An 18,469-nucleotide genomic window follows, 5' to 3' on the forward strand; every position below is an offset into this window, starting at 1 on the left:
CCTAGTTATGTATTTTTTAATTTAATACATTAACACTATAAATTTATAACTTATCATTGAAAAATATTTATGAATTGTTTATTTTTTCAATAATGAATACCAATCAAAATTCAACCCCATCAATTTTAAAATATTTTCATACGGCTTATTTGTATACTTATTTTTAGCACTTTCAAATGATGATAACTTAATTTTTAATTCTTTAAGTTCGCTTCTAATTTCACTCTTAAATGATTTTAATTCACGTTCCTTTAAAAAAAGTGATACACAAAACATTAAGGTGTATAAACCTTCTCTGTATTCTTTTAACTTGTGAGCTTTGGTATTTACTAAATGCCTATTTGTTCCTTTTTTATTATTCACTTCTTGAGCATACGGGAACTTATCTAAGTATTTCATAAAATCATCATCAATTGGAATAGATATTTTTTCACAATACATTCTTTCATTGTGCGCACATAAATTTCTAAATATAGCTAGTATATTCATAACACGTGATAAGTTTACAACACTTATATCAATATCTACATTGCTCTCTTCTAATTTCAGTTTAGATATAATTTTATTTTGAATATCCTCTTTTTGAATATCGTATAGTTTACTTATTTGGCCAAATGTTAGAATATTTGTAAGTACCCACATAGGTAAATAAGTGTGTTTATCAAGATAAGAACTTATGTATTTACTTTTTCTTCTTTGTCGTCCAATATCCCCATAAATCCTTGCTATCAACTTATCATAAGTTTCGCTTTTTTTTATTATGTATGTTTTGGGTTTATTTTTCATCGTGGAATCAGATTTTACATTTGAGAACACTGTATAACGATATTGACTTTTTTCTAAAATTTGAAAAGTCTTTTTTTCATTTAAATTATAATAAGCTCTTTTTAAATATTCACTTTCTCTATGTAATACATGTAACACACTTTTCTTTTTTCCATTATTAGTATGATATTCATAAAAAGATTGTACTATTACATCTTTTAATTTTTCTTCTATTTTTAAAATTCTTTGTAAAAATATATTTCTAATTCTCTCATCAAATTTCATTAATGCTTCTAAATGTGATGGCGAAGTACCTACTATAAAATAATCCTCTTTAACATTTGCATGAGGAGGATAGTTACCACGAGCTTCTAAAAAGGGTTCTTTATAACCATTTATAAGGTTATAATAATTATATTTTTTGACTACATTTCGCTCTTTACTTTTATTAGTTGGGATTATCATTCCTCTATCCCTCAATTTATCAAGTCTATTTCTTAACGTAGTATATTCTTTTTCCATGACTATCCCCTTAATATAAAGAAAGAACCCCACATATATATTAAAATATACTAGGGTCCTCTAATTGATCTGTAAATTTATTATAACATTTTATTCTTATAAGTAAATACATTTGAATACATTTGAATTAGAATTTATCTTTTTGGTTCAGAATATCACTCTGACATTCACTCTGTGCTGCATCGAGAAATCAGTTTACGTATAGTTGTTCGTTTGATGTTCAATAATTCTAATAGATATTTTTATTTTGTTATTTGGTATAATTATAAATAATATACAAATAAACTAAGTTAAGGAGGCTCAAATTCTATGGAATTAAATGCATTTGATATATTAGTACTACATAAGAATCAAAATAGAATTGTGGGAAAAGAGATACTTCTCAATAATTGTTTAGCTAAGAATGATACAGAAATTATACAATCAATTGAAAAATTAATTTCTGAAAAAGTATTAATCAAAGATAGTACATTAGAATTTTGTATAAATAAGCTTAAAATACCAGACTTAAAAAGGATTTTAAAAAGCTATGGTTTGAAAATTTCTGGTAGAAAAGCAACTCTTATTAATCGTATTATTAATAACCTCGATAACATAAATGTAGTTGATTTAGAGTTACCTTTAGTATATACCACTACAGAATATGGTAATGTATTACTTGAAAAAACAAATTATCTCCCACACTTTATATATAGCAGTATGAAATTATCACGAGCTTATTATATCGCCAATAATTATATAAATAAATTCAGTGATGATAAGGTGTTTGAAATTTACAATTATGAAATTGAACAAATGTCTCCAGCTTGCGACTATTATAACGATTTAGAATTTATTTTTTTTGATTTAGCATATTATTTCTTAAAACAAAAAAAGGACTTGGATAGAGCTAGGGTTTATTTCAATTTATGTAATTTTATCAATATGGATCGATTACTAGGTGATTTGATAAACTCTACGTATCTTTATTATGATAAAAATAATAGCTTAGAAGAAGAGAAACTTAAAAACAACTTAATTACTAAGTTTAGAGATGTATCAATTTTAGAAACGTATAAAAGGTTGATATTTAATAAGCAATTGTCTAATAAAAGCATTTATAAATTATTTGTTGAAGATGTTGAGCAATATTATGAAATAGAAGACAGAGAAATAAGCGAATTAATTATAAATTATCTAATTGCGTATATAAAAAACGAAGAAATAGATAATGCTTTTACAAAAGTCTTAAAGTTAATCAAAGATGAATATGTACTTGATCCAAAGGATTTTGAAGATTATTTTGTCGTTGAACATGACCAACAATTTATAGCTAATAAATATAATCTGAAAAATATTGTTAAAAATACCAAACCGAAAAAATTCAACGAGAATGATATTGAAAAATACATAAAATTCGTTGATGAAAATATGATTGAGATAGGCGAACTAGAAGGACATTGTCATTCATGTGGTAAACTTTTAGATGAAATTGATTTACCAGAAGGACCAGAAAAGAAAGTTGTATGCTTAAATTGCTTAGATTGGTTCATAGAACGATATGAAGAACTTGAAGAAGATGAATGGATAGTATAACAAATAAAATAACCACTCCGAAGAGTGGTTAATGTAAACTATTATAATATTAAGTATCTAACACTGTCAATGTATATAAAATAAAAGAAAAACACCCACCAGTTGGTGAGTGTTAAGTATGCTTCTTTAAAGATGGACAAATTTCATGAGTAGCGTCATACCAATGTATGATGAATACACCATTTTCTATTTGGCCAAATAATCTATTCTGTCCATTAAGTCTCAACGAAAATATCTCGTCATCTAATTGAAACTTTTCCATATATTCTTGAGCTTCAGAACACAATTTATCTTTATTAATCCAGTGGTGATTTGTTCCATTTTTTCGACCGCCGCTAGCTTTCATAATACTGTCCCAAGTCATACCTTCAAAACTTATCAATGAGTCAATAATATCGTTAATTTTTTCTTGAGTTTGGTTCAATATTTTCCAATTATCAAAATTATGGTTTTTATTTTTTGCGAATCTCCAAGATGGTTGTTTCTTCAAATAACTTGAACCATCTACATTAGTAAAAGGAACTTTGCTTTCTTTAATTTTTTTAGTAATCTTTGGATTCTTGTTATTTTCAGCCAATCATACCACCATAATATAACTGCATAGACTCTTTTGTTATAACGTCTTGACTTGGTTCCCCAGACGGTAAATTTTTTCTAGCATTTTTCCAAGGGTCTTCTTTATGAGTTAATTCACTTAAAAAATGAGGTGTTCTATCTCCGTAATGTTTAAGTACAGCATCTATTGTTTCTTTTTGATTATCGTTTAATTCAATATTTTTATTGGCATAACCTTCGAATAAGTCATCTTCAAGGCGGAACAGTCCTCTGTGAGATTTGTATAATTCAAAGCAAACAGGGCCGTTAGCCCAAGCTTGAAAATCTTCTTCAAATAGAGGTTCGTCATCCCAAGCTAAAGACCACGCTTGACTATAATAAACTAGCTTTTGTAATTTCATAGCTGTTATATCACCTACGTTTTTCACTATATAATCAGCGACATCAAATACATTAACTTTTTCCATTTTCGAATCCTCCTTTTTTCTCTATTATATAGTATTAACAATACTTTTTATATAATATTTTAACCTTTTAAGTCATATTTAGTAAAGCTTTTTATAAAAAAATAGGGCAAGCACCTATTACGTGCCTACCCCTAGTTTTTCATTCCAACTTATCCAACAATCTATTCAACATTTGCTTAGTTCTTGCTTCTTTAACCCCAAATATACTTCCAATCTTTTCAAAACTCACACCATTACATATCAACAAAAATAAATTGTGTTCTTTTTCAGTCGCTACCCTTTCAATAACAGCTTCTAATTCGTTATAAAATATACTTTCTTCAACATTATTATTATCTATATCTTGAGTATCTGCTTGATCATTCACATTAAAGAAATCATCTATATCAATATCTTCATTATATGCATCACTATTATTTATTGTCTTATGATAGTTCAATATAAACTCTTTTACTGTTGCTTTATCATACCTCATACATATTCTACTGCCTTTGCAACATGTTTTAATATAACTTCTCTCGCATGCCTTAACGTTAACTGACTAACACCTATCACATCAGCTATAACTTCATCTGTATACTTCTTATCATGCCACCATGTGAGTTTAATAATCTGCTGCACTTTCACATCACTATCGTTATAAACTTGAGTAACGCCCTTTACAATCGATTCTAGGTTCATATATTGTAGGTCTTCCATATCACTAGGTTTATTCTTATAAATATCAACCATACTATGATAATTACGCATGTAGCGTTCTAATATAGGATAATCCACATCGTTTAAACTTCTTATCACACAACCAACTCCTCACGTTCGTTATTTAATGATTTTTTAACTTCTACTACAAAGTTTTGATAAATGACTTCACTCTCTTTTTCTTGCTGTTTATTACGCTCTATACGCTTATGATGATGTACTTTATATAAATCTTCTTGTAACTTATCAATCGTCTTAATTTGCTTGTTACTGCCATTAGATTTGAAATATCTCATCACTTCTTGCTGCTCTTTTGGTGTGTAATTATGGATGATTTTCTTTAATAAATTTAACTTCTTAGTACTACTATTTTTAAAACGATTCAATTCTTCTTTTTGATCTATAATCCATAAAACTAACTTCTCTAATGGATATGAAATAGAAATCACGCCCATCACATCATCACAACTCATATGAGATGTATTTAAGTGGTACATTGCATCGATTTGTTCCTGTAAAGCTCGTATCTTCCTATTAATGAACTGTGGATTATAATGCGTTAACAATTCATATTCAGTAATTTTCTTTTCTTCGTAATACCACAAAACTGATTTACACCGTTTTAATATCATAGTAGCCCTCCTAGAATTTTATAAATTAGTCATCATCATCTACACCGAATATGTCATACACTGTTTTATTTCTACCTTTACTAGCAAGCATTTCAGCCAATGCATCATCTTGTGTTTTTGGTGCTTTAGGTTCCAAAATTTTCAATCTTGATTCCACAGTTAAACCTAGTTTAGGTGCAATGCTATTTAATTGTGATAACGAATCTCTTTTTATAGCATGATTCTGATTAAGTTTTGTACCACGTTCAGTAACAATAATTGCATCCTCATTTTTCATACGTATAGTTGCGTTGATGTAGTCTGAATAAGCTGTACAATAAGCAGAAACTAATGCTAAATCTAAACTAGCTACAGGTAATTCTTGTAGTAATGGAAATATCCTATGCCATTCTTTTGTAGCTGTATCATCTAGCCATTCAGGAGGTTCTGGTGATAGTTTTGTTAATTGCTGCAATGCCTCTTCTGTAGCTTGTTTCGTTTCCTGTGCTTCTGTAGTTAATCTACTCTTTTGTTGTGACAATAGTTTTCTTTGTGCCATTCAATTTCCCCTTTTTATATAAGATTTAATATCCACACTACGTAAAGTATATATACTTTACACATTTTCAACTTTCATTTTCAACATTCGGTTAAGATTAAGTATCGAGCGATTACAGAAATAAAAAAATATAGTGGGCGCCTAATAGATGCCTCCCTTTTTTAATTACTCCTATTCAATTGGTAATATCCGTACTAATATGACGTACATTTATTATTTATATAGATTTAATCACACTGTTGTTATATGCTCTGGAACAGGCTCTAAATGCCTTGTATGAAGTCTTGATATTAAGCCTTTTATTGCTCTGTTTATCATGTATATTACTAGCTATTACAACTGTATTTATATAAGCTATTTAGCTTACTTTATGATTATTTAAACAATCTATTCACATTGATATAACTAAACTATTATGACCTTTGTATCAGTTATCTATTTGCTATTAACCTATTAACACTATTAAGCATTCAACCTATGAATTGGTATGAAGATACTTATTGTATTGATGTTCATGTTGAATTTTTATTTATAATTATTTATTAAGTTTATTTTTATAATTTGTTTTAAATGAAAGAACAAAAACATTTTGTAATCATTTATCTTTTAAGTTTGTTCACCAAAGTTATTTAGTTGATCATTCTTTTTTTGATAATATAAATGAATTCATTATAATTTAATTATTTATTTAAATATATTTTACTTATCTTAATATCATTGTTGATGTAACAACTTTATCTTTATCACAATTGATCTAATCTTTTAATCAATGTTCAATACAACTTCAATCATTATCTATCTTGAATGCTTCTCAACTTAACATCACAACAACTTATTATTATTCTCTTCTGAATTAATGTTCAATAACAATCTATGAATCACATGTTATATATGATTACTTAACGAATGATCTATAACACTGTATATAGCCTCGATATTAAAACAGCCACCACCACAAGTATAAGAGCAGAACAAGTGATGATGGCGTACAAAGGAAGTATGCAACTTTCAAGAACAAGCGTTTAAACAACCGATACCAGAAGAATTCGTTGAATGTTTTATAAAGCATTCAAGGTAGATTTCTACCTAATTACATTATACTACATAAAACATATTATAACAATACTATTTTATAGTTTGTTTATTTTGTATTAACCGATATTAATTCGATCTTATCAATGTTGCCAATAGTTGTATTATCCATACCCAATTTACTAGCGTAACATTGTACTGACACTGAACGTTTATTCTTAGCTATGTCTATTAATTCTTTTAGCCCTTCGCCTTTATCTTGAACCCTATCAACTTGAATACCAAAGCCAATAAATTCTTCTTTAATAACAGTAAGTACGCCTGAATCTTTACTGTTAGCAACAAATGAATTCTCATTGTTGTTTATCACAATGTTTATACCATCAGTATCTTTAAAGTTTTTAAACACTCTTCTAGTTAAAGAACCTTTTTTATAATTAATATCAGAACTGGCCACACCCTCAACTGTAGCAATACCAACTTGTGTATTTGAATATAATGGTTTTAAAATAATAGTGTTTTTCTTTTCATCAAAACCCAAAGCATAATCTTGTTTTATTGGGCTTAATACTGTGTAACTCATTTTATATTCCCCCTCTTACCATTTATGATTTCCGTTATTGTATTCTGAATCAGCACGACCATTTATATTAAATAACTTTTCCTTAAAACTATTGGCTAATGTAGTTGGGTCAGTATCCGTTCTAAATGGATCATCAACTAAATTTGTATTGCGTTGTAAACTCAATCTCCATTGGTCTGGATTGTTAATAGCAGTATTCATATAATTACGTCTTGATGCTCTTCGTATAGCTTCTACTTTATTAGCTGCAATACTCTCATATACTTCATATGCTTCATGTAATTTATCATTGAATTCTTGTATTAGTTTACTGTTATTATCTTTTAATTCTTTAATCTCTTTATCATATGCAACATTAAACGCTTTTACATCTTTATCTAACAACTTATGATTATCATCTTCACTTTGCGCATGTAATGCTACAATTTCATCTTCAAGTTTTCCTTGTTCCTTTTTAAGTGATGCAATCATAGTGTAATCATTTTCATTTCGATAATGTGACATCTTAAAATCAAATTCTTTTAATTTGTCAGTGACTTTAATCTTTTCTAATGCTACATTTTTTTTATTCTCTACTTTTGGTTCAATTACCTTGTTGAATACTTCGATTGATTTTTCATTTACTTTAGTCATTTAAAAAAACTCCTTTATTTTTTAGTTATAAAATCCTTATACGTTTTAATTTTCTTACTGCGTTTCGTTTCATTAATACATTGCTTCACTTCTTCAATATCTTCACGCTTAGTTACATAACGTCTGATTACTGTATCTAAATAACTCTCTGACACATTACTTATATTAGTTGGTAATCTAGCAACAATTTGATTAGCCACATCCCTATACCACATTTGCATATCTCCTTTTATTATATAGATATAAACAATCTTTAATATCTACCAAAATATTGTAACTGTATGATTTCTAGTAACTATATTGATTACTTTTGTAATTGTTTGATACTGCGTTCACTTATTGGATAAAACCAGTTGAGATCATCAGCACTTTTGGGCTTAAATCCAGCAAGTGCCATGACTTCTTTCATATTTCCATTTGATACATAAAAGCCATAAGGCTCACGTTCAAACATGTGCTTTAAGTTATAGCTCGAACAATTTTCGTTTACTGATTTCATCGGCTCTAACTGTTTACACCACATCAATACTGTTTCAAGTTGTTCCATTGTCATATCATTAAAATCAATTGCATTAAATCCTAAATTGTTATCACTCATATACTGTTTCAATTCTTCATCGGTAAAATTAAATACTTCACGTGGATAATCCATAATCACACGATGTGTATTGTTATTAGTTACTACTGTTCCATATCTATTGCCACTGTTGTATAGGTATCTCATTTTCTTCGCCCTCTATTCTTTTTGATATATCCTAAGTAATTTTTAGTACGTGCCATTACTAATTCAAAACCACCATGAGCAATCATTTTATAACTGGTGCGCCTATTACTATTGGGCACATAGCTTTCACGCCATGACACCCAATTATTATCAATATCCTCAACATATACTTGCGACACCTTACTGATTGAACAGAAATACATTTCTTCTGATATCCCAACTATTAAACCTGCCTTATTTGCTTGTGCATCATAATTTGTTTCAATATTAGTAGCCTGCACTTCTTACAGTCGCCTCCCAACTTCTCTCATCAAATATATCGCCGTTTTTATTATCCCCAATTAATATACGCAACGGTTCAATGTCGATGTTACATTGCTTCGCATAGCTTGCTGCTTTATATAAATCATCATTTCTATATTCACTTTCACCATTTACAATACGTTGATAGGCTTGCTTACCTAATCCACCTTTACCAGCACCTAAATGGTCAAAATTATAGTCTGATAACACTCGTTTCATAGAATACGGTTCTAATACTTGTTGTGTGTAATTGCCACGTTTAGAAAATATACGATTTTCAAATTCTCCGTTATATTCAGATACATTTATTCCATTGTGTTTGTAAGTACCTTTATGTGTTCGACTGTTTGCTAACACAAAATAGTTATTATTATGTGCCTTTATATCTACTGATGGTAAATAATCTATTTTTTGACCGTATTCAATACCGACACGTTTTTTGAATACTATGTGCTTGCCACCACTAGGTGTAGTTTGTACCAAAGTATTTTGAGCGTTTGCTACAATCTCATCTTTGTAAGGAATCATCTTTAAACTCTCGAATCCGTTTTTACCTTTAGCGTGATCTACATCAATATCGATACACCACAGACCACGTGTAAGCACGCCTAACACATTTGTTTTATTGTATAGAATAGAATGATATTCAATGAAATCATCAGTAATATCTATATCAGCAAATGAAACACTTGGCTTTTTGTACTCATTTAAAGGTATAACTTGAATATTCTTATTTAATAAATATTTTGCTACATGATAACCTGTCATTGAATACCTCCTTTACTAACGCTTATAACCTATATTTTCTCTATAGTAGCTAAATTATTTCTACCTTATAATAAACGCTATAGAAATCAGAGATATAAGAGTTAGTGACTGTTGTTACAATGTTTTAAGAGTTATATTAAGAGTTAGTAAGAGTTATACTAACCCTTAATCTTCATTAATTAAATCTAATGCCATATTAAACAATTCTGGATTTCCCACGTTATGAACCCTTGTATTTACTCCATCTATCCATTTTTGATTATTAATACTGATACCGATTTTTTTCATATCATCTTTAGCTTGTTTGTAACGTAAACTTCTATAATCTTGTTCAATTAACTTTTGTAACGTTTCATCTCCAGCAAAAATGAAATTTTGCCTAGATAATGATTTCAACAATGCAACTTGTGTTTCCGTTAACTCATCTTCACTAAAGTAATGTTTAAGTGTTACATCGTTAAACTTAAATTCTCTGCCGATTTCTTTAAGGTATTCTAAACTAGCAATTAAGAATGAAACGGCAGCAGCAACTGATTTCTTGCCATTAGGTTTTACAAAATCCCAATATGGCTTAAACACTTGATAGCGTTCTTCATCTGTTTCATTGAGTGGTCTATCTTTGAGTGAAATTTTAATTGTTCTTGTAGTGTTCGCTGTAATTTCTCCTGTATCTACACTTTCATTTGTATCAAGAACTAATACGGCTCTATTCTCGAATGTGAATGCATTCCTACCAATACCGCGTCCTGAAATCACTTCACCAGTCGCAATTTTTCTCAATATACGCATCATACCTTTAGTAATTTCGCCTGTTTCATTTGCATGTGCAATATCTGCACCGTAAAAGTTCATCCACTCATTAGATGCTTCAAAACCACCAGAAATAAAACTGTCGAAATTCACTTTATTAACTTGTAACAATGCTTCAAATGTAGTCATAAACAATCCTTTACCCGAACGACCGAAGTCCTTCATTAGCATCCATTTTTCTGCTTGGATAAGTTCCATTTTTCGATACATTGTATATGCATGTACTAGCATTAAGTTATTTTTACTCTTTTCATTTTCAGTTACCAAATCATAGAATTTCTTAGGCGTTTCTAAATTAATATCTGATTCCTTTACATCGTACTTTTTGGCGTATAGTTCATCTGAATTGAGTGATTTCTTCCTAAACTCTAAATTTCGACAATCATATATCCAGTCATTACCTGCAATGGTATACGGGAAGATATTGTAACCATGCTCTACATTTAAGTGTTCTCGATACATTTCAAGCATGACTTCTAAAAAGTCGTTTATCTGGTGCTTATTATCTACTGGATATTTTAAAGCGAAATTAGTTTCATCTATCACTTCGTATGTGTTATTTTTCACTATAATAAAACAATCTAGTTCATCTGAATAAATCACTTTATCTGTAATTAGATTTGCAATAAATCTTGCGTAGTTATTAAATGAGCCTGCTGTAAAACTTGCTTTCTTTTCTTCTTCTCCATTATCATTTTCTGTAATTTTTGAAGTTACAATTCCATAAATAATCCCAATTTCTTTAGGAATTATGATATAATCTAAAGTAAGGTTACTAATGTAATCGCCTATATCATTTTTTTCACGATGGTATAAATTACCTTTATTATTAAAAACTTGTTTATCACTAGAGATAGAAGCGAAATTAATTCGCTTACTAATCTCCTTAATTTTTGATAAACTTTGCGTATTGATATAATCTAAATTTGAATGAAATTCAAAATGTTGCTTATAAAGTGTTGTTTCGTCCATACAATCAACCTTTCATATATGTTATATTCTTGTTAGGTATTTAATTAAATATCTGTGTTTAAGCGTTATCTGTTCCGTTTGCCGACATTACAGATGACGCTTTTTCTAATTCTCTAAACTCTTTAATAATCGTATCAAATTCGTTTATATACAATCTCAATAGGTCAAACATTTGTTTACTGTGAACACGATGTTCGTGATAAGCACGAGCGTATGAAAGAGCTTCATCTTTAGTCATAAGGTAATTGCGGTCATACGGTAAACACTCATCGTCAAACCAACCTTGCGCTTCTTTCAAATCTTCAAAATTTTCCTTCAATAATTCTAGTTGTGTACCTATATTATCCATTTCAAAATTCATATTACTTACTCCCTTTTCTAATATTTGTCATTTGCATTTTTAAATCTGCTAAATCGATAGTTAACTTGTTATTTAAATTAAAAAGCAATTCTCCCAAATCTTCGCTAATTTCTTTTTCAAGTGGTTTTGAATTACAGTAATCAACTAACCACTGCATTAATTCGTTTGAGTAATCACTTTGACCCATTAAATGATGCATTTTTTCTGTCTGCTCTATATATTCATCTTTTGTCATTTTATAACTCTCCTTGTTTATTAAATTTAACGACATTATCGCTTTTGCTTAATTTGATGTTAATCCCATGATAAGCACATACATTTTTTAATTTTTTTGCTTTTCGTTTGAATATTTCCATAGCTTCATGAAATTGTTCAAACAAATCATCAAATTCTGATTTGATATCGTCTATCAATATCACACTAATTGCATTTGCACCGTCATAATCTCCTACTTCTCTGTACGTTGTAACTTTTTCACTTAATACTCCTGACAGTTCTGAAAGTCTATCTATTTCACCACCTATTGAATAAACTTTATTAGAAGCGCTCGACATTTCTTCAAATGCGTTCAATATTTCTTGATTCATTTTATTTTTCCTCCAATAATTGTTTTCTAATTTTTCTATCATTAGACCATTCTGTTATTGCCCATGATGTAATAGCTAGTGGACTATATAAAGCCATACTATTAAAAATATCTTCTGTCACATAACCTACTGTAAATGAAGTCAATGAGCTTGCTGCGATAAGTGTTGCAAATAATTTCATGTTATCCTCCTTAAATTTCAAACTTAATCTCACGCTTGCGGGCGTTATTGTTTTAATGTTTCCAATACTTCGTCGATATCCTTACGATCGTAATACCATGACTTACCTTGTCTACGTTTGCGAAGTCCAGCAATTTCCCAATTTGTAATATCACCATGTGTACAACGGTACTCTTTCATAACTTCATTCTGTCTTAGCCAACGTTTCTGTGACTGCCTAGCCTTTTCTATTGCTAACTTCTCGGCAAGGCTTACAATGTCATTCACAAGTTGCTGACTTGCTTCATTGCTTAATAGTTGATTCATTTAATTCACCACACTTTCTTCAAAAATGAATAGATCTTGGATTTCTACTTCTAAAATACCAGCAATTTTCTTTGCTAATTTTGCGCTAGGATTACGTTTACCATTCATTATTAAACTCATGTATGAAAGGCTCACATCAGTTTCAATGGCTAGTTGTGAAAGATTGTAACCTTTTAAAAACATGACTTTCTTTAAATAATGGTTTTTGATGTAGATACTCATTTTTTATACCTCCAGTCTTTTGAATTGAAATCATTCAAAAAATTAATAATTTGAACGATTGCTTTACAAATATAATTAAATCACATAAATAAAATAAGTGCAAGTTTTTTTCAATATTTGTAGATTTTTGTAAAGGAATCATTCATAATGATGTGAGAGGTGAGAAAATGATTATATGTACTTTAAACAAATTAATGGAAGTAAACGATAAAACTCAAAGTGAAGTAGCTAGTAAAACTGGTATTACTCGACCTACATTGCTATCTTTAATAAGAAATGATAACCAAAGCATACGATATGAAACAATTAATCAATTATGTAAATTTTTCGATGTGGATATGAGTGAACTGTTAGTTTACTCACCGGTTGAAGTAAAATTAAAAAATGTTTTATTAGAAGATGTACCAATGACAACTGATTTTGAAGTTACTGAAGAAAACTCTAGTGTTGCAGTTTCTTTAATTTACGATATTAATGGAATAGAACTTGAATTTGATACAAACCTTAGCGTTACGAAAACAAGTAATTCACTTAAAAATTCGGGAAAATTCTTTTTTAATAGCTTAATCTATGAAGATGAATTGAATGCGTTAGAATCTAAAGGTTTTAAACATAATTTTGTGAAAATTTATAATAATTCTATTGATTTAGAAAGTGTTATTAAAGAAAAATTAAGCGAAGCTAACCTTGATACAAATTTTAGAATTAAACATTATGAAGTTGGAATACAAGGAATGAAGAGAACTGATAAAACTTTTGTGAGTTTAGCTGAAGAATTAAAATCTCTAGTTGATGTTATGCCTTTTGAGGATAAAGAAAAAGAAAAAATGTATAAAAAAATAAATGAGATAAAACAAGAGGTCAATAATAATAATAATAATTAATCACACCATGAGGTAACCACTCCTTATTGGTGTGTCAATCCAATCTCACGCATGCGGGCAAAGAGGAAAGGATTGGTTTTATGATTAAGAAATATAAGAAAAAAGACGGTACTAACGCCTATATGTTTGTTGCATATTTAGGCATTGATCCAGTTACTGGAAAACAAAAACGTACTACTAGACGTGGTTTTAAATCTGAAAGAGAAGCAAAAATTGCAGAAGCTAAGTTGCAAACAGAAGTACAACAAAACGGATTTTTGAATAACGAAATTACAACTTTTAAAGAGGTTTACGAGTTGTGGTTAGAACAATATCAAAATACTGTAAGAGAAAGCACGTACCAGCGTGTACTCACTTTATTTGATACTGCAATACTAGAACATTTCAAAGATGTACCAGTTAAGAAAATTACTATTCCTTACTGTCAAAAGGTTATTAATAAATGGAATAAAAAATATAAGGATATGAAGGCAATTAGAATATATGCATCTAATGTGCTTGATTATGCTGTAAATTTAAAAATCATTGCCGATAATCCATTTAAGCATACGAAGCAACCACGTAAGAATGAGGTTAAGCAAGATGATTCACTCACATATTACTCTAGTGACGAATTACAGACGTTTCTAGGCTTTGTAAAAGATAAACCAATGTATCATGCCATATTTAGAACTTTGGCGTTTATGGGCTTTAGACGTGGTGAATTGATGGCTTTAACTTGGGAAGATGTCGACTTTGAGAAGAAAACTATATCTATCAACAAAACATGTGCTAGAGGTAAAGACTACAAGCTGGTTATTCAAGCACCTAAAACTAAATCATCATTAAGAACAATCAGTATTGATGATAAAACGTTAGATGTATTAAAGTATTGGAAAACGCAACAACGTATTGAATCATTGAAATTCGGTCACAATACGATGGATAAGAAGCAGCATGTATTTACTGATGTTACTACTAATAAAATTTTATATCCTGAACACGTTAATAAAGCGTTAAATGATATTTGTAACGACAACAACTTTAAACGCATTAAGGTACATGGTTTTCGTCATGTTCATTGTTCGCTTTTATTTGAAGCTGGTCTAACTATACAAGAAGTACAAGATAGGTTAGGTCATGGCGATATTAAAACCACAATGGATATATACGCACATGTTACTGAAAAACAACGTGATAAAGTTGCCGATAAATTCGCTAACTATATCAATTTTTAGACGGAACGTATTCAAAACGTATTCAAAGCAAAATAAAAAGAGCTAGAAAGTGCATTATAGCAACGTTTCTAACTCTTTTCTTATGCTTATATATTATTCCCACTCGATTGTGCTTGGTGGCTTAGAAGTAATATCGTAGACTACGCGGTTCACGCGATCTACTTCGTTAACGATACGACTTGAAATCTTTTGTAAGACTTCCCAATCGATACGGGCAAAGTCACTTGTCATACCATCAATCGATGTTACAGCACGGATTCCGACCGTATGATCGTATGTACGGTAGTCTCCCATGACACCTACAGATTGAATGCCTGGTAATACTGTAAAGTATTGCCAGATTTCACGTTCTAACCCTTCTTCACGAATGACTTGGCGTAAAATAGCATCTGATTCACGTACAATTTCTAATTTGTCTTCAGTAATTTCACCTAACACGCGGATTCCTAGTCCTGGACCCGGGAAAGGTTGTCTCCATACTAAATGCTCTGGAATACCTAATTCGATACCTAATGCACGGACTTCATCTTTGAATAGTGTATTGATTGGTTCGATTAATTGGAATTCCATGTCTTCTGGTAATCCACCAACGTTATGGTGTGATTTAATTGTTTGTGCAGTTTTAGTACCTGATTCAATGACGTCAGTGTACAACGTACCTTGTGCTAAGAAATCGACACCTTTTAGTTTTGAAGCTTCATCGTCAAAGACATAAACAAATTCGTTACCAATAATTTTACGTTTTTGTTCAGGGTCAGATACGCCTGCTAACTTATTCATAAAACGTTCTTGGGCATCTACACGAATAATATTCATATTGAAGCCTTCACCAAACTGTTCCATAACCATGTCGCCTTCACCTTTACGTAATAAACCATGGTCTACAAAAATACATGTCAATTGGTCACCAATCGCTTTGTGTAACAGCACTGCTACTACTGATGAATCTACACCGCCACTCATCGCACATAAGACACGACGGTCACCAACTTGTTCGCGAATTTTGTCAATTTCAATTTCGATAAAGTTTTCCATTGACCATTCGCCTGTACATTCACAAACACGGCGTACAAAGTTACGTAATAAGTCATTACCAAATTCAGTATGACGTACTTCTGGGTGGAATTGCACACCGTAAATACGGCGTGCTTTATCTTCAATTGCAGCGTAATTTGTGCTAGGGCTATCTGCAATTACTTCGAAACCTTCTGGAATTTCAATTACTTTATCTGAATGACTCATCCAAACATTTTGCTCTTCAGGTAAACCAAAGAACAATTCATCTGTTTTAGCATTAATCACAGCTTTACCATATTCACGCTCGTTTGCACGCTCTACTTTACCACCTAATAATTTAGTAGTTAGTTGCATACCATAGCAAATACCTAAAATAGGAATACCTAAATCATAAATTGCTGGATCAATTGTAAATGAGCCTTCTTCATATACTGAATTCGGTCCACCTGATAATATGATTCCTTTTGGATTCATACGTTTAATTTCTTCTATTGAAATTTCATGGTCGTGTAGTTCACTGTAGACGCCCATCTCACGAATGCGTCGCGTAATCAATTGATTGTATTGGCTACCAAAGTCTAGTACAAGGATTAATTCTTGCTCTTTCGCCATTTCCATAATTGTTTATCTCCTTTAACTTAGAATGAATAGTTTGGTGATTCTTTAGTAATTTGAATATCGTGTGGATGACTTTCTGCTAAACCAGCAGGTCCCATGCGTGTAAATTGAGCTTCTTCTCTTAACGCTTCTAAGTTTCTTGAACCTGTGTAACCCATTCCTGCTCTTACGCCACCCATTAATTGGTATACAGTATCTTGTAATGAACCTTTGAAAGCAATTCGTCCTTCAATACCTTCTGGTACGAATTTTTTAGGCGTTTTATCTTGTTGGAAGTAACGGTCGTTTGAACCACTTTCCATAGCTCCTAGAGAGCCCATGCCACGATATACTTTATATTGTCTACCTTGGAAAATTTCAGTTTCGCCAGGGCTTTCTTCAGTACCTGCAAGTAAGCTACCTAACATTACAGCATGTCCTCCAGCAGCTAATCCTTTAATGATGTCACCAGAGAATTTAATACCGCCGTCAGCAATAATCGCTTTACCATGTTTACGTGCTTCAGATGCACAATCATAAATAGCTGTAATTTGTGGTACACCTACGCCTGCAACGACACGAGTAGTACAGATTGAGCCTGGGCCGATACCAACTTTCACAACATCTGCGCCTGCTTCGAATAACGCTTTTGTAGCTGGACCTGTAGCAACATTACCCGCAACTAATGTTACTTCTGGGAATGTTTCTTTAATATGTCTTACTTGTTCAATGACACCTTTAGAATGACCATGTGCTGTGTCGATAACTAAAGCATCAACGCCTGCTTCAACTAATTTTTCAGCACGAATATCTGTATCTTTTGCGATACCAATTGCCGCACCAACAAGTAATCTACCGTGATCGTCTTTAGCTGATTGTGGGAATTCTAATACTTTTTCAATATCTTTAATTGTAATTAAACCTTCTAAACGACCATTTTCGACAAGTGGTAATTTTTCGATTTTATGTTCTTGTAGCAGTTCTTCTGCTTCATCAAGTGTTGTACCTACTGGTGCTGTGACTAAGTCTTCTTTTGTCATAACATCTGAAATTTTAATTGAAAAATCTTCAATAAAGCGTAAATCACGGTTTGTGATGATACCAACAAATTGACGCTCTTCATTGTTATTAACAATTGGCACACCTGAAATACGGTATTTACCCATTAATGCTTCTGCTTCATATACACTTTCTTCTGGTGTTAAATAAAATGGATCAGTAATAACACCATTTTCTGAGCGTTTTACTTTTTGTACTTCATCAGCTTGATCTTCAATGTTCATATTTTTATGAATAACACCAAGTCCACCTTGACGTGCCATAGCAATTGCCATTTTAGATTCAGTAACTGTATCCATACCAGCAGAAATAACTGGAATATTTAATTTAATTCTATCCGATAATTGCACGCTTAAATCCACGTCTTTCGGTAAGATATCTGATTCCGCCGGTAACAATAATACATCATCAAAAGTTAAAGATTCTTTTTCAAACTTATTTTCCCACATTTAGTACAGCCT

25 protein-coding genes are annotated in these 18,469 nt (G+C 30.8%); 3 read left to right on the forward strand and 22 right to left on the reverse strand.

All coding sequences use genetic code 11. The features are described from left to right. Positions 1-78: 78 nt before the first annotated feature. Positions 79-1,287 (reverse strand): Abi family protein, encoded by a 1,209-nt coding sequence (locus MUA37_RS12275; protein WP_262624654.1) that lies wholly within the window; start codon positions 1,285-1,287, stop codon positions 79-81. Positions 1,288-1,596: 309 nt separating this feature from the next. Here MUA37_RS12275 and MUA37_RS12280 point away from each other — a divergent pair, with 309 nt between their 5' ends. After that, positions 1,597-2,862 (forward strand): SAP domain-containing protein, encoded by a 1,266-nt coding sequence (locus tag MUA37_RS12280; protein WP_107374018.1) that lies wholly within the window; start codon positions 1,597-1,599, stop codon positions 2,860-2,862. A 112-nt stretch (positions 2,863-2,974) separates the two neighbouring features. On the opposite strand, the gene MUA37_RS12285 is transcribed toward MUA37_RS12280, so the two are convergent. The 19 genes from MUA37_RS12285 to MUA37_RS12375 all read right to left on the reverse strand — a co-directional run bounded on the left by MUA37_RS12285 (position 2,975) and on the right by MUA37_RS12375 (position 13,234). Beyond that, positions 2,975-3,439 carry a hypothetical protein gene (locus MUA37_RS12285; protein ID WP_262624655.1) on the reverse strand — a complete coding sequence of 155 codons (465 nt, stop codon included), beginning with the start codon at positions 3,437-3,439 and terminating at the stop codon, positions 2,975-2,977. Then, entirely contained in the window at positions 3,432-3,884 is a 453-nt protein-coding gene (locus MUA37_RS12290) for a Panacea domain-containing protein (protein WP_262624656.1), read from the reverse strand. The genes MUA37_RS12285 and MUA37_RS12290 overlap by 8 nt, the downstream gene beginning before the upstream one ends. Positions 3,885-4,023: 139 nt before the next feature. Further along, on the reverse strand, positions 4,024-4,359 hold the full coding sequence (locus MUA37_RS12295; RefSeq protein WP_262624657.1) for a sigma-70 RNA polymerase sigma factor region 4 domain-containing protein: 336 nt from the start codon (positions 4,357-4,359) through the stop codon (positions 4,024-4,026). Continuing rightward, positions 4,356-4,682, reverse strand: coding sequence for a hypothetical protein (locus MUA37_RS12300; protein WP_262624658.1), 327 nt, complete (start codon positions 4,680-4,682; stop codon positions 4,356-4,358). The genes MUA37_RS12295 and MUA37_RS12300 overlap by 4 nt, the downstream gene beginning before the upstream one ends. Further along, entirely contained in the window at positions 4,679-5,215 is a 537-nt protein-coding gene (locus MUA37_RS12305) for a pathogenicity island protein (protein WP_262624659.1), read from the reverse strand. Before MUA37_RS12305 ends, MUA37_RS12300 begins: the two co-directional genes overlap by 4 nt. 25 nt (positions 5,216-5,240) lie before the next feature. After that, positions 5,241-5,753 carry a phage terminase small subunit P27 family gene (locus MUA37_RS12310; RefSeq protein ID WP_262624660.1) on the reverse strand — a complete coding sequence of 171 codons (513 nt, stop codon included), beginning with the start codon at positions 5,751-5,753 and terminating at the stop codon, positions 5,241-5,243. A gap of 1,141 nt (positions 5,754-6,894) precedes the next feature. Continuing rightward, positions 6,895-7,368, reverse strand: coding sequence for a hypothetical protein (locus tag MUA37_RS12315; protein WP_262624661.1), 474 nt, complete (start codon positions 7,366-7,368; stop codon positions 6,895-6,897). 15 nt (positions 7,369-7,383) lie between these two features. Beyond that, entirely contained in the window at positions 7,384-8,001 is a 618-nt protein-coding gene (locus tag MUA37_RS12320; protein ID WP_232197782.1) for a hypothetical protein, read from the reverse strand. Positions 8,002-8,015: 14 nt separating this feature from the next. Then, a complete protein-coding gene (locus tag MUA37_RS12325) occupies positions 8,016-8,216 on the reverse strand; it encodes a hypothetical protein (protein ID WP_232197781.1) in 201 nt (66 codons plus the stop codon). 89 nt (positions 8,217-8,305) lie between these two features. Then, the gene (locus MUA37_RS12330) at positions 8,306-8,725 is read right to left on the reverse strand and encodes a hypothetical protein (protein ID WP_262624662.1); all 420 of its coding nucleotides are present in this window, start codon (positions 8,723-8,725) and stop codon (positions 8,306-8,308) included. Next, complete coding sequence (locus MUA37_RS12335; protein WP_262624663.1) at positions 8,722-9,006, reverse strand: pathogenicity island protein; 285 nt, start codon at positions 9,004-9,006, stop codon at positions 8,722-8,724. The genes MUA37_RS12330 and MUA37_RS12335 overlap by 4 nt, the downstream gene beginning before the upstream one ends. Then, the gene (locus tag MUA37_RS12340; protein WP_232197779.1) at positions 8,993-9,796 is read right to left on the reverse strand and encodes a bifunctional DNA primase/polymerase; all 804 of its coding nucleotides are present in this window, start codon (positions 9,794-9,796) and stop codon (positions 8,993-8,995) included. Before MUA37_RS12340 ends, MUA37_RS12335 begins: the two co-directional genes overlap by 14 nt. 165 nt (positions 9,797-9,961) lie before the next feature. Next, positions 9,962-11,578, reverse strand: coding sequence for a phage resistance protein (locus MUA37_RS12345; RefSeq protein ID WP_262624664.1), 1,617 nt, complete (start codon positions 11,576-11,578; stop codon positions 9,962-9,964). Between the two features lie 58 nt (positions 11,579-11,636). After that, complete coding sequence (tscT, locus tag MUA37_RS12350) at positions 11,637-11,939, reverse strand: type II toxin-antitoxin system toxin TscT (RefSeq protein WP_262624665.1); 303 nt, start codon at positions 11,937-11,939, stop codon at positions 11,637-11,639. A 1-nt stretch (position 11,940) separates the two neighbouring features. Beyond that, positions 11,941-12,174, reverse strand: a complete 234-nt coding sequence (locus MUA37_RS12355; protein ID WP_262624666.1) for a hypothetical protein — start codon at positions 12,172-12,174, stop codon at positions 11,941-11,943. A gap of 1 nt (position 12,175) precedes the next feature. Continuing rightward, positions 12,176-12,526: a hypothetical protein gene (locus tag MUA37_RS12360; RefSeq protein ID WP_041079687.1), complete on the reverse strand. Its 351-nt coding sequence runs from the start codon at positions 12,524-12,526 to the stop codon at positions 12,176-12,178. A gap of 1 nt (position 12,527) precedes the next feature. Next, entirely contained in the window at positions 12,528-12,707 is a 180-nt protein-coding gene (locus tag MUA37_RS12365; protein ID WP_262624667.1) for a hypothetical protein, read from the reverse strand. A gap of 44 nt (positions 12,708-12,751) precedes the next feature. After that, positions 12,752-13,012, reverse strand: a complete 261-nt coding sequence (locus MUA37_RS12370; RefSeq protein ID WP_069826733.1) for a hypothetical protein — start codon at positions 13,010-13,012, stop codon at positions 12,752-12,754. Further along, the gene (locus MUA37_RS12375) at positions 13,013-13,234 is read right to left on the reverse strand and encodes a helix-turn-helix transcriptional regulator (protein WP_262624668.1); all 222 of its coding nucleotides are present in this window, start codon (positions 13,232-13,234) and stop codon (positions 13,013-13,015) included. Positions 13,235-13,401: 167 nt separating this feature from the next. Between MUA37_RS12375 and MUA37_RS12380 the strand changes: the two genes are divergently transcribed. Then, complete coding sequence (locus MUA37_RS12380; RefSeq protein WP_262624669.1) at positions 13,402-14,118, forward strand: helix-turn-helix domain-containing protein; 717 nt, start codon at positions 13,402-13,404, stop codon at positions 14,116-14,118. 80 nt (positions 14,119-14,198) lie between these two features. Further along, on the forward strand, positions 14,199-15,335 hold the full coding sequence (locus MUA37_RS12385; protein ID WP_262624670.1) for a site-specific integrase: 1,137 nt from the start codon (positions 14,199-14,201) through the stop codon (positions 15,333-15,335). A 93-nt stretch (positions 15,336-15,428) separates the two neighbouring features. Here MUA37_RS12385 and guaA read toward each other — a convergent pair whose 3' ends face one another. Both guaA and guaB read right to left on the reverse strand, forming a co-directional pair. Next, positions 15,429-16,970 carry a glutamine-hydrolyzing GMP synthase gene (guaA, locus tag MUA37_RS12390; protein ID WP_021459319.1) on the reverse strand — a complete coding sequence of 514 codons (1,542 nt, stop codon included), beginning with the start codon at positions 16,968-16,970 and terminating at the stop codon, positions 15,429-15,431. 20 nt (positions 16,971-16,990) lie between these two features. Beyond that, positions 16,991-18,457, reverse strand: a complete 1,467-nt coding sequence (gene guaB, locus MUA37_RS12395; protein WP_142019967.1) for an IMP dehydrogenase — start codon at positions 18,455-18,457, stop codon at positions 16,991-16,993. Positions 18,458-18,469: the final 12 nt, after the last annotated feature.

It is taken from the genome of Staphylococcus arlettae, assembly GCF_025560845.1.
GTDB lineage: Bacteria > Bacillota > Bacilli > Staphylococcales > Staphylococcaceae > Staphylococcus > Staphylococcus arlettae.

Coding starts and splice junctions, on each gene's coding strand:
- MUA37_RS12275 (WP_262624654.1), bottom strand. CDS start 1,287: ATGGAAAAAGAATATACTACGTTAAGAAATAGACTTGATAAATTGAGG.
- MUA37_RS12280 (WP_107374018.1), top strand. CDS start 1,597: ATGGAATTAAATGCATTTGATATATTAGTACTACATAAGAATCAAAAT.
- MUA37_RS12290 (WP_262624656.1), bottom strand. CDS start 3,884: ATGGAAAAAGTTAATGTATTTGATGTCGCTGATTATATAGTGAAAAAC.
- MUA37_RS12295 (WP_262624657.1), bottom strand. CDS start 4,359: ATGAGGTATGATAAAGCAACAGTAAAAGAGTTTATATTGAACTATCAT.
- MUA37_RS12305 (WP_262624659.1), bottom strand. CDS start 5,215: ATGATATTAAAACGGTGTAAATCAGTTTTGTGGTATTACGAAGAAAAG.
- MUA37_RS12310 (WP_262624660.1), bottom strand. CDS start 5,753: ATGGCACAAAGAAAACTATTGTCACAACAAAAGAGTAGATTAACTACA.
- MUA37_RS12315 (WP_262624661.1), bottom strand. CDS start 7,368: ATGAGTTACACAGTATTAAGCCCAATAAAACAAGATTATGCTTTGGGT.
- MUA37_RS12320 (WP_232197782.1), bottom strand. CDS start 8,001: ATGACTAAAGTAAATGAAAAATCAATCGAAGTATTCAACAAGGTAATT.
- MUA37_RS12325 (WP_232197781.1), bottom strand. CDS start 8,216: ATGTGGTATAGGGATGTGGCTAATCAAATTGTTGCTAGATTACCAACT.
- MUA37_RS12330 (WP_262624662.1), bottom strand. CDS start 8,725: ATGAGATACCTATACAACAGTGGCAATAGATATGGAACAGTAGTAACT.
- MUA37_RS12340 (WP_232197779.1), bottom strand. CDS start 9,796: ATGACAGGTTATCATGTAGCAAAATATTTATTAAATAAGAATATTCAA.
- MUA37_RS12345 (WP_262624664.1), bottom strand. CDS start 11,578: ATGGACGAAACAACACTTTATAAGCAACATTTTGAATTTCATTCAAAT.
- tscT (WP_262624665.1), bottom strand. CDS start 11,939: ATGAATTTTGAAATGGATAATATAGGTACACAACTAGAATTATTGAAG.
- MUA37_RS12355 (WP_262624666.1), bottom strand. CDS start 12,174: ATGACAAAAGATGAATATATAGAGCAGACAGAAAAAATGCATCATTTA.
- MUA37_RS12360 (WP_041079687.1), bottom strand. CDS start 12,526: ATGAATCAAGAAATATTGAACGCATTTGAAGAAATGTCGAGCGCTTCT.
- MUA37_RS12365 (WP_262624667.1), bottom strand. CDS start 12,707: ATGAAATTATTTGCAACACTTATCGCAGCAAGCTCATTGACTTCATTT.
- MUA37_RS12370 (WP_069826733.1), bottom strand. CDS start 13,012: ATGAATCAACTATTAAGCAATGAAGCAAGTCAGCAACTTGTGAATGAC.
- MUA37_RS12375 (WP_262624668.1), bottom strand. CDS start 13,234: ATGAGTATCTACATCAAAAACCATTATTTAAAGAAAGTCATGTTTTTA.
- MUA37_RS12380 (WP_262624669.1), top strand. CDS start 13,402: ATGATTATATGTACTTTAAACAAATTAATGGAAGTAAACGATAAAACT.
- MUA37_RS12385 (WP_262624670.1), top strand. CDS start 14,199: ATGATTAAGAAATATAAGAAAAAAGACGGTACTAACGCCTATATGTTT.
- guaA (WP_021459319.1), bottom strand. CDS start 16,970: ATGGAAATGGCGAAAGAGCAAGAATTAATCCTTGTACTAGACTTTGGT.
- guaB (WP_142019967.1), bottom strand. CDS start 18,457: ATGTGGGAAAATAAGTTTGAAAAAGAATCTTTAACTTTTGATGATGTA.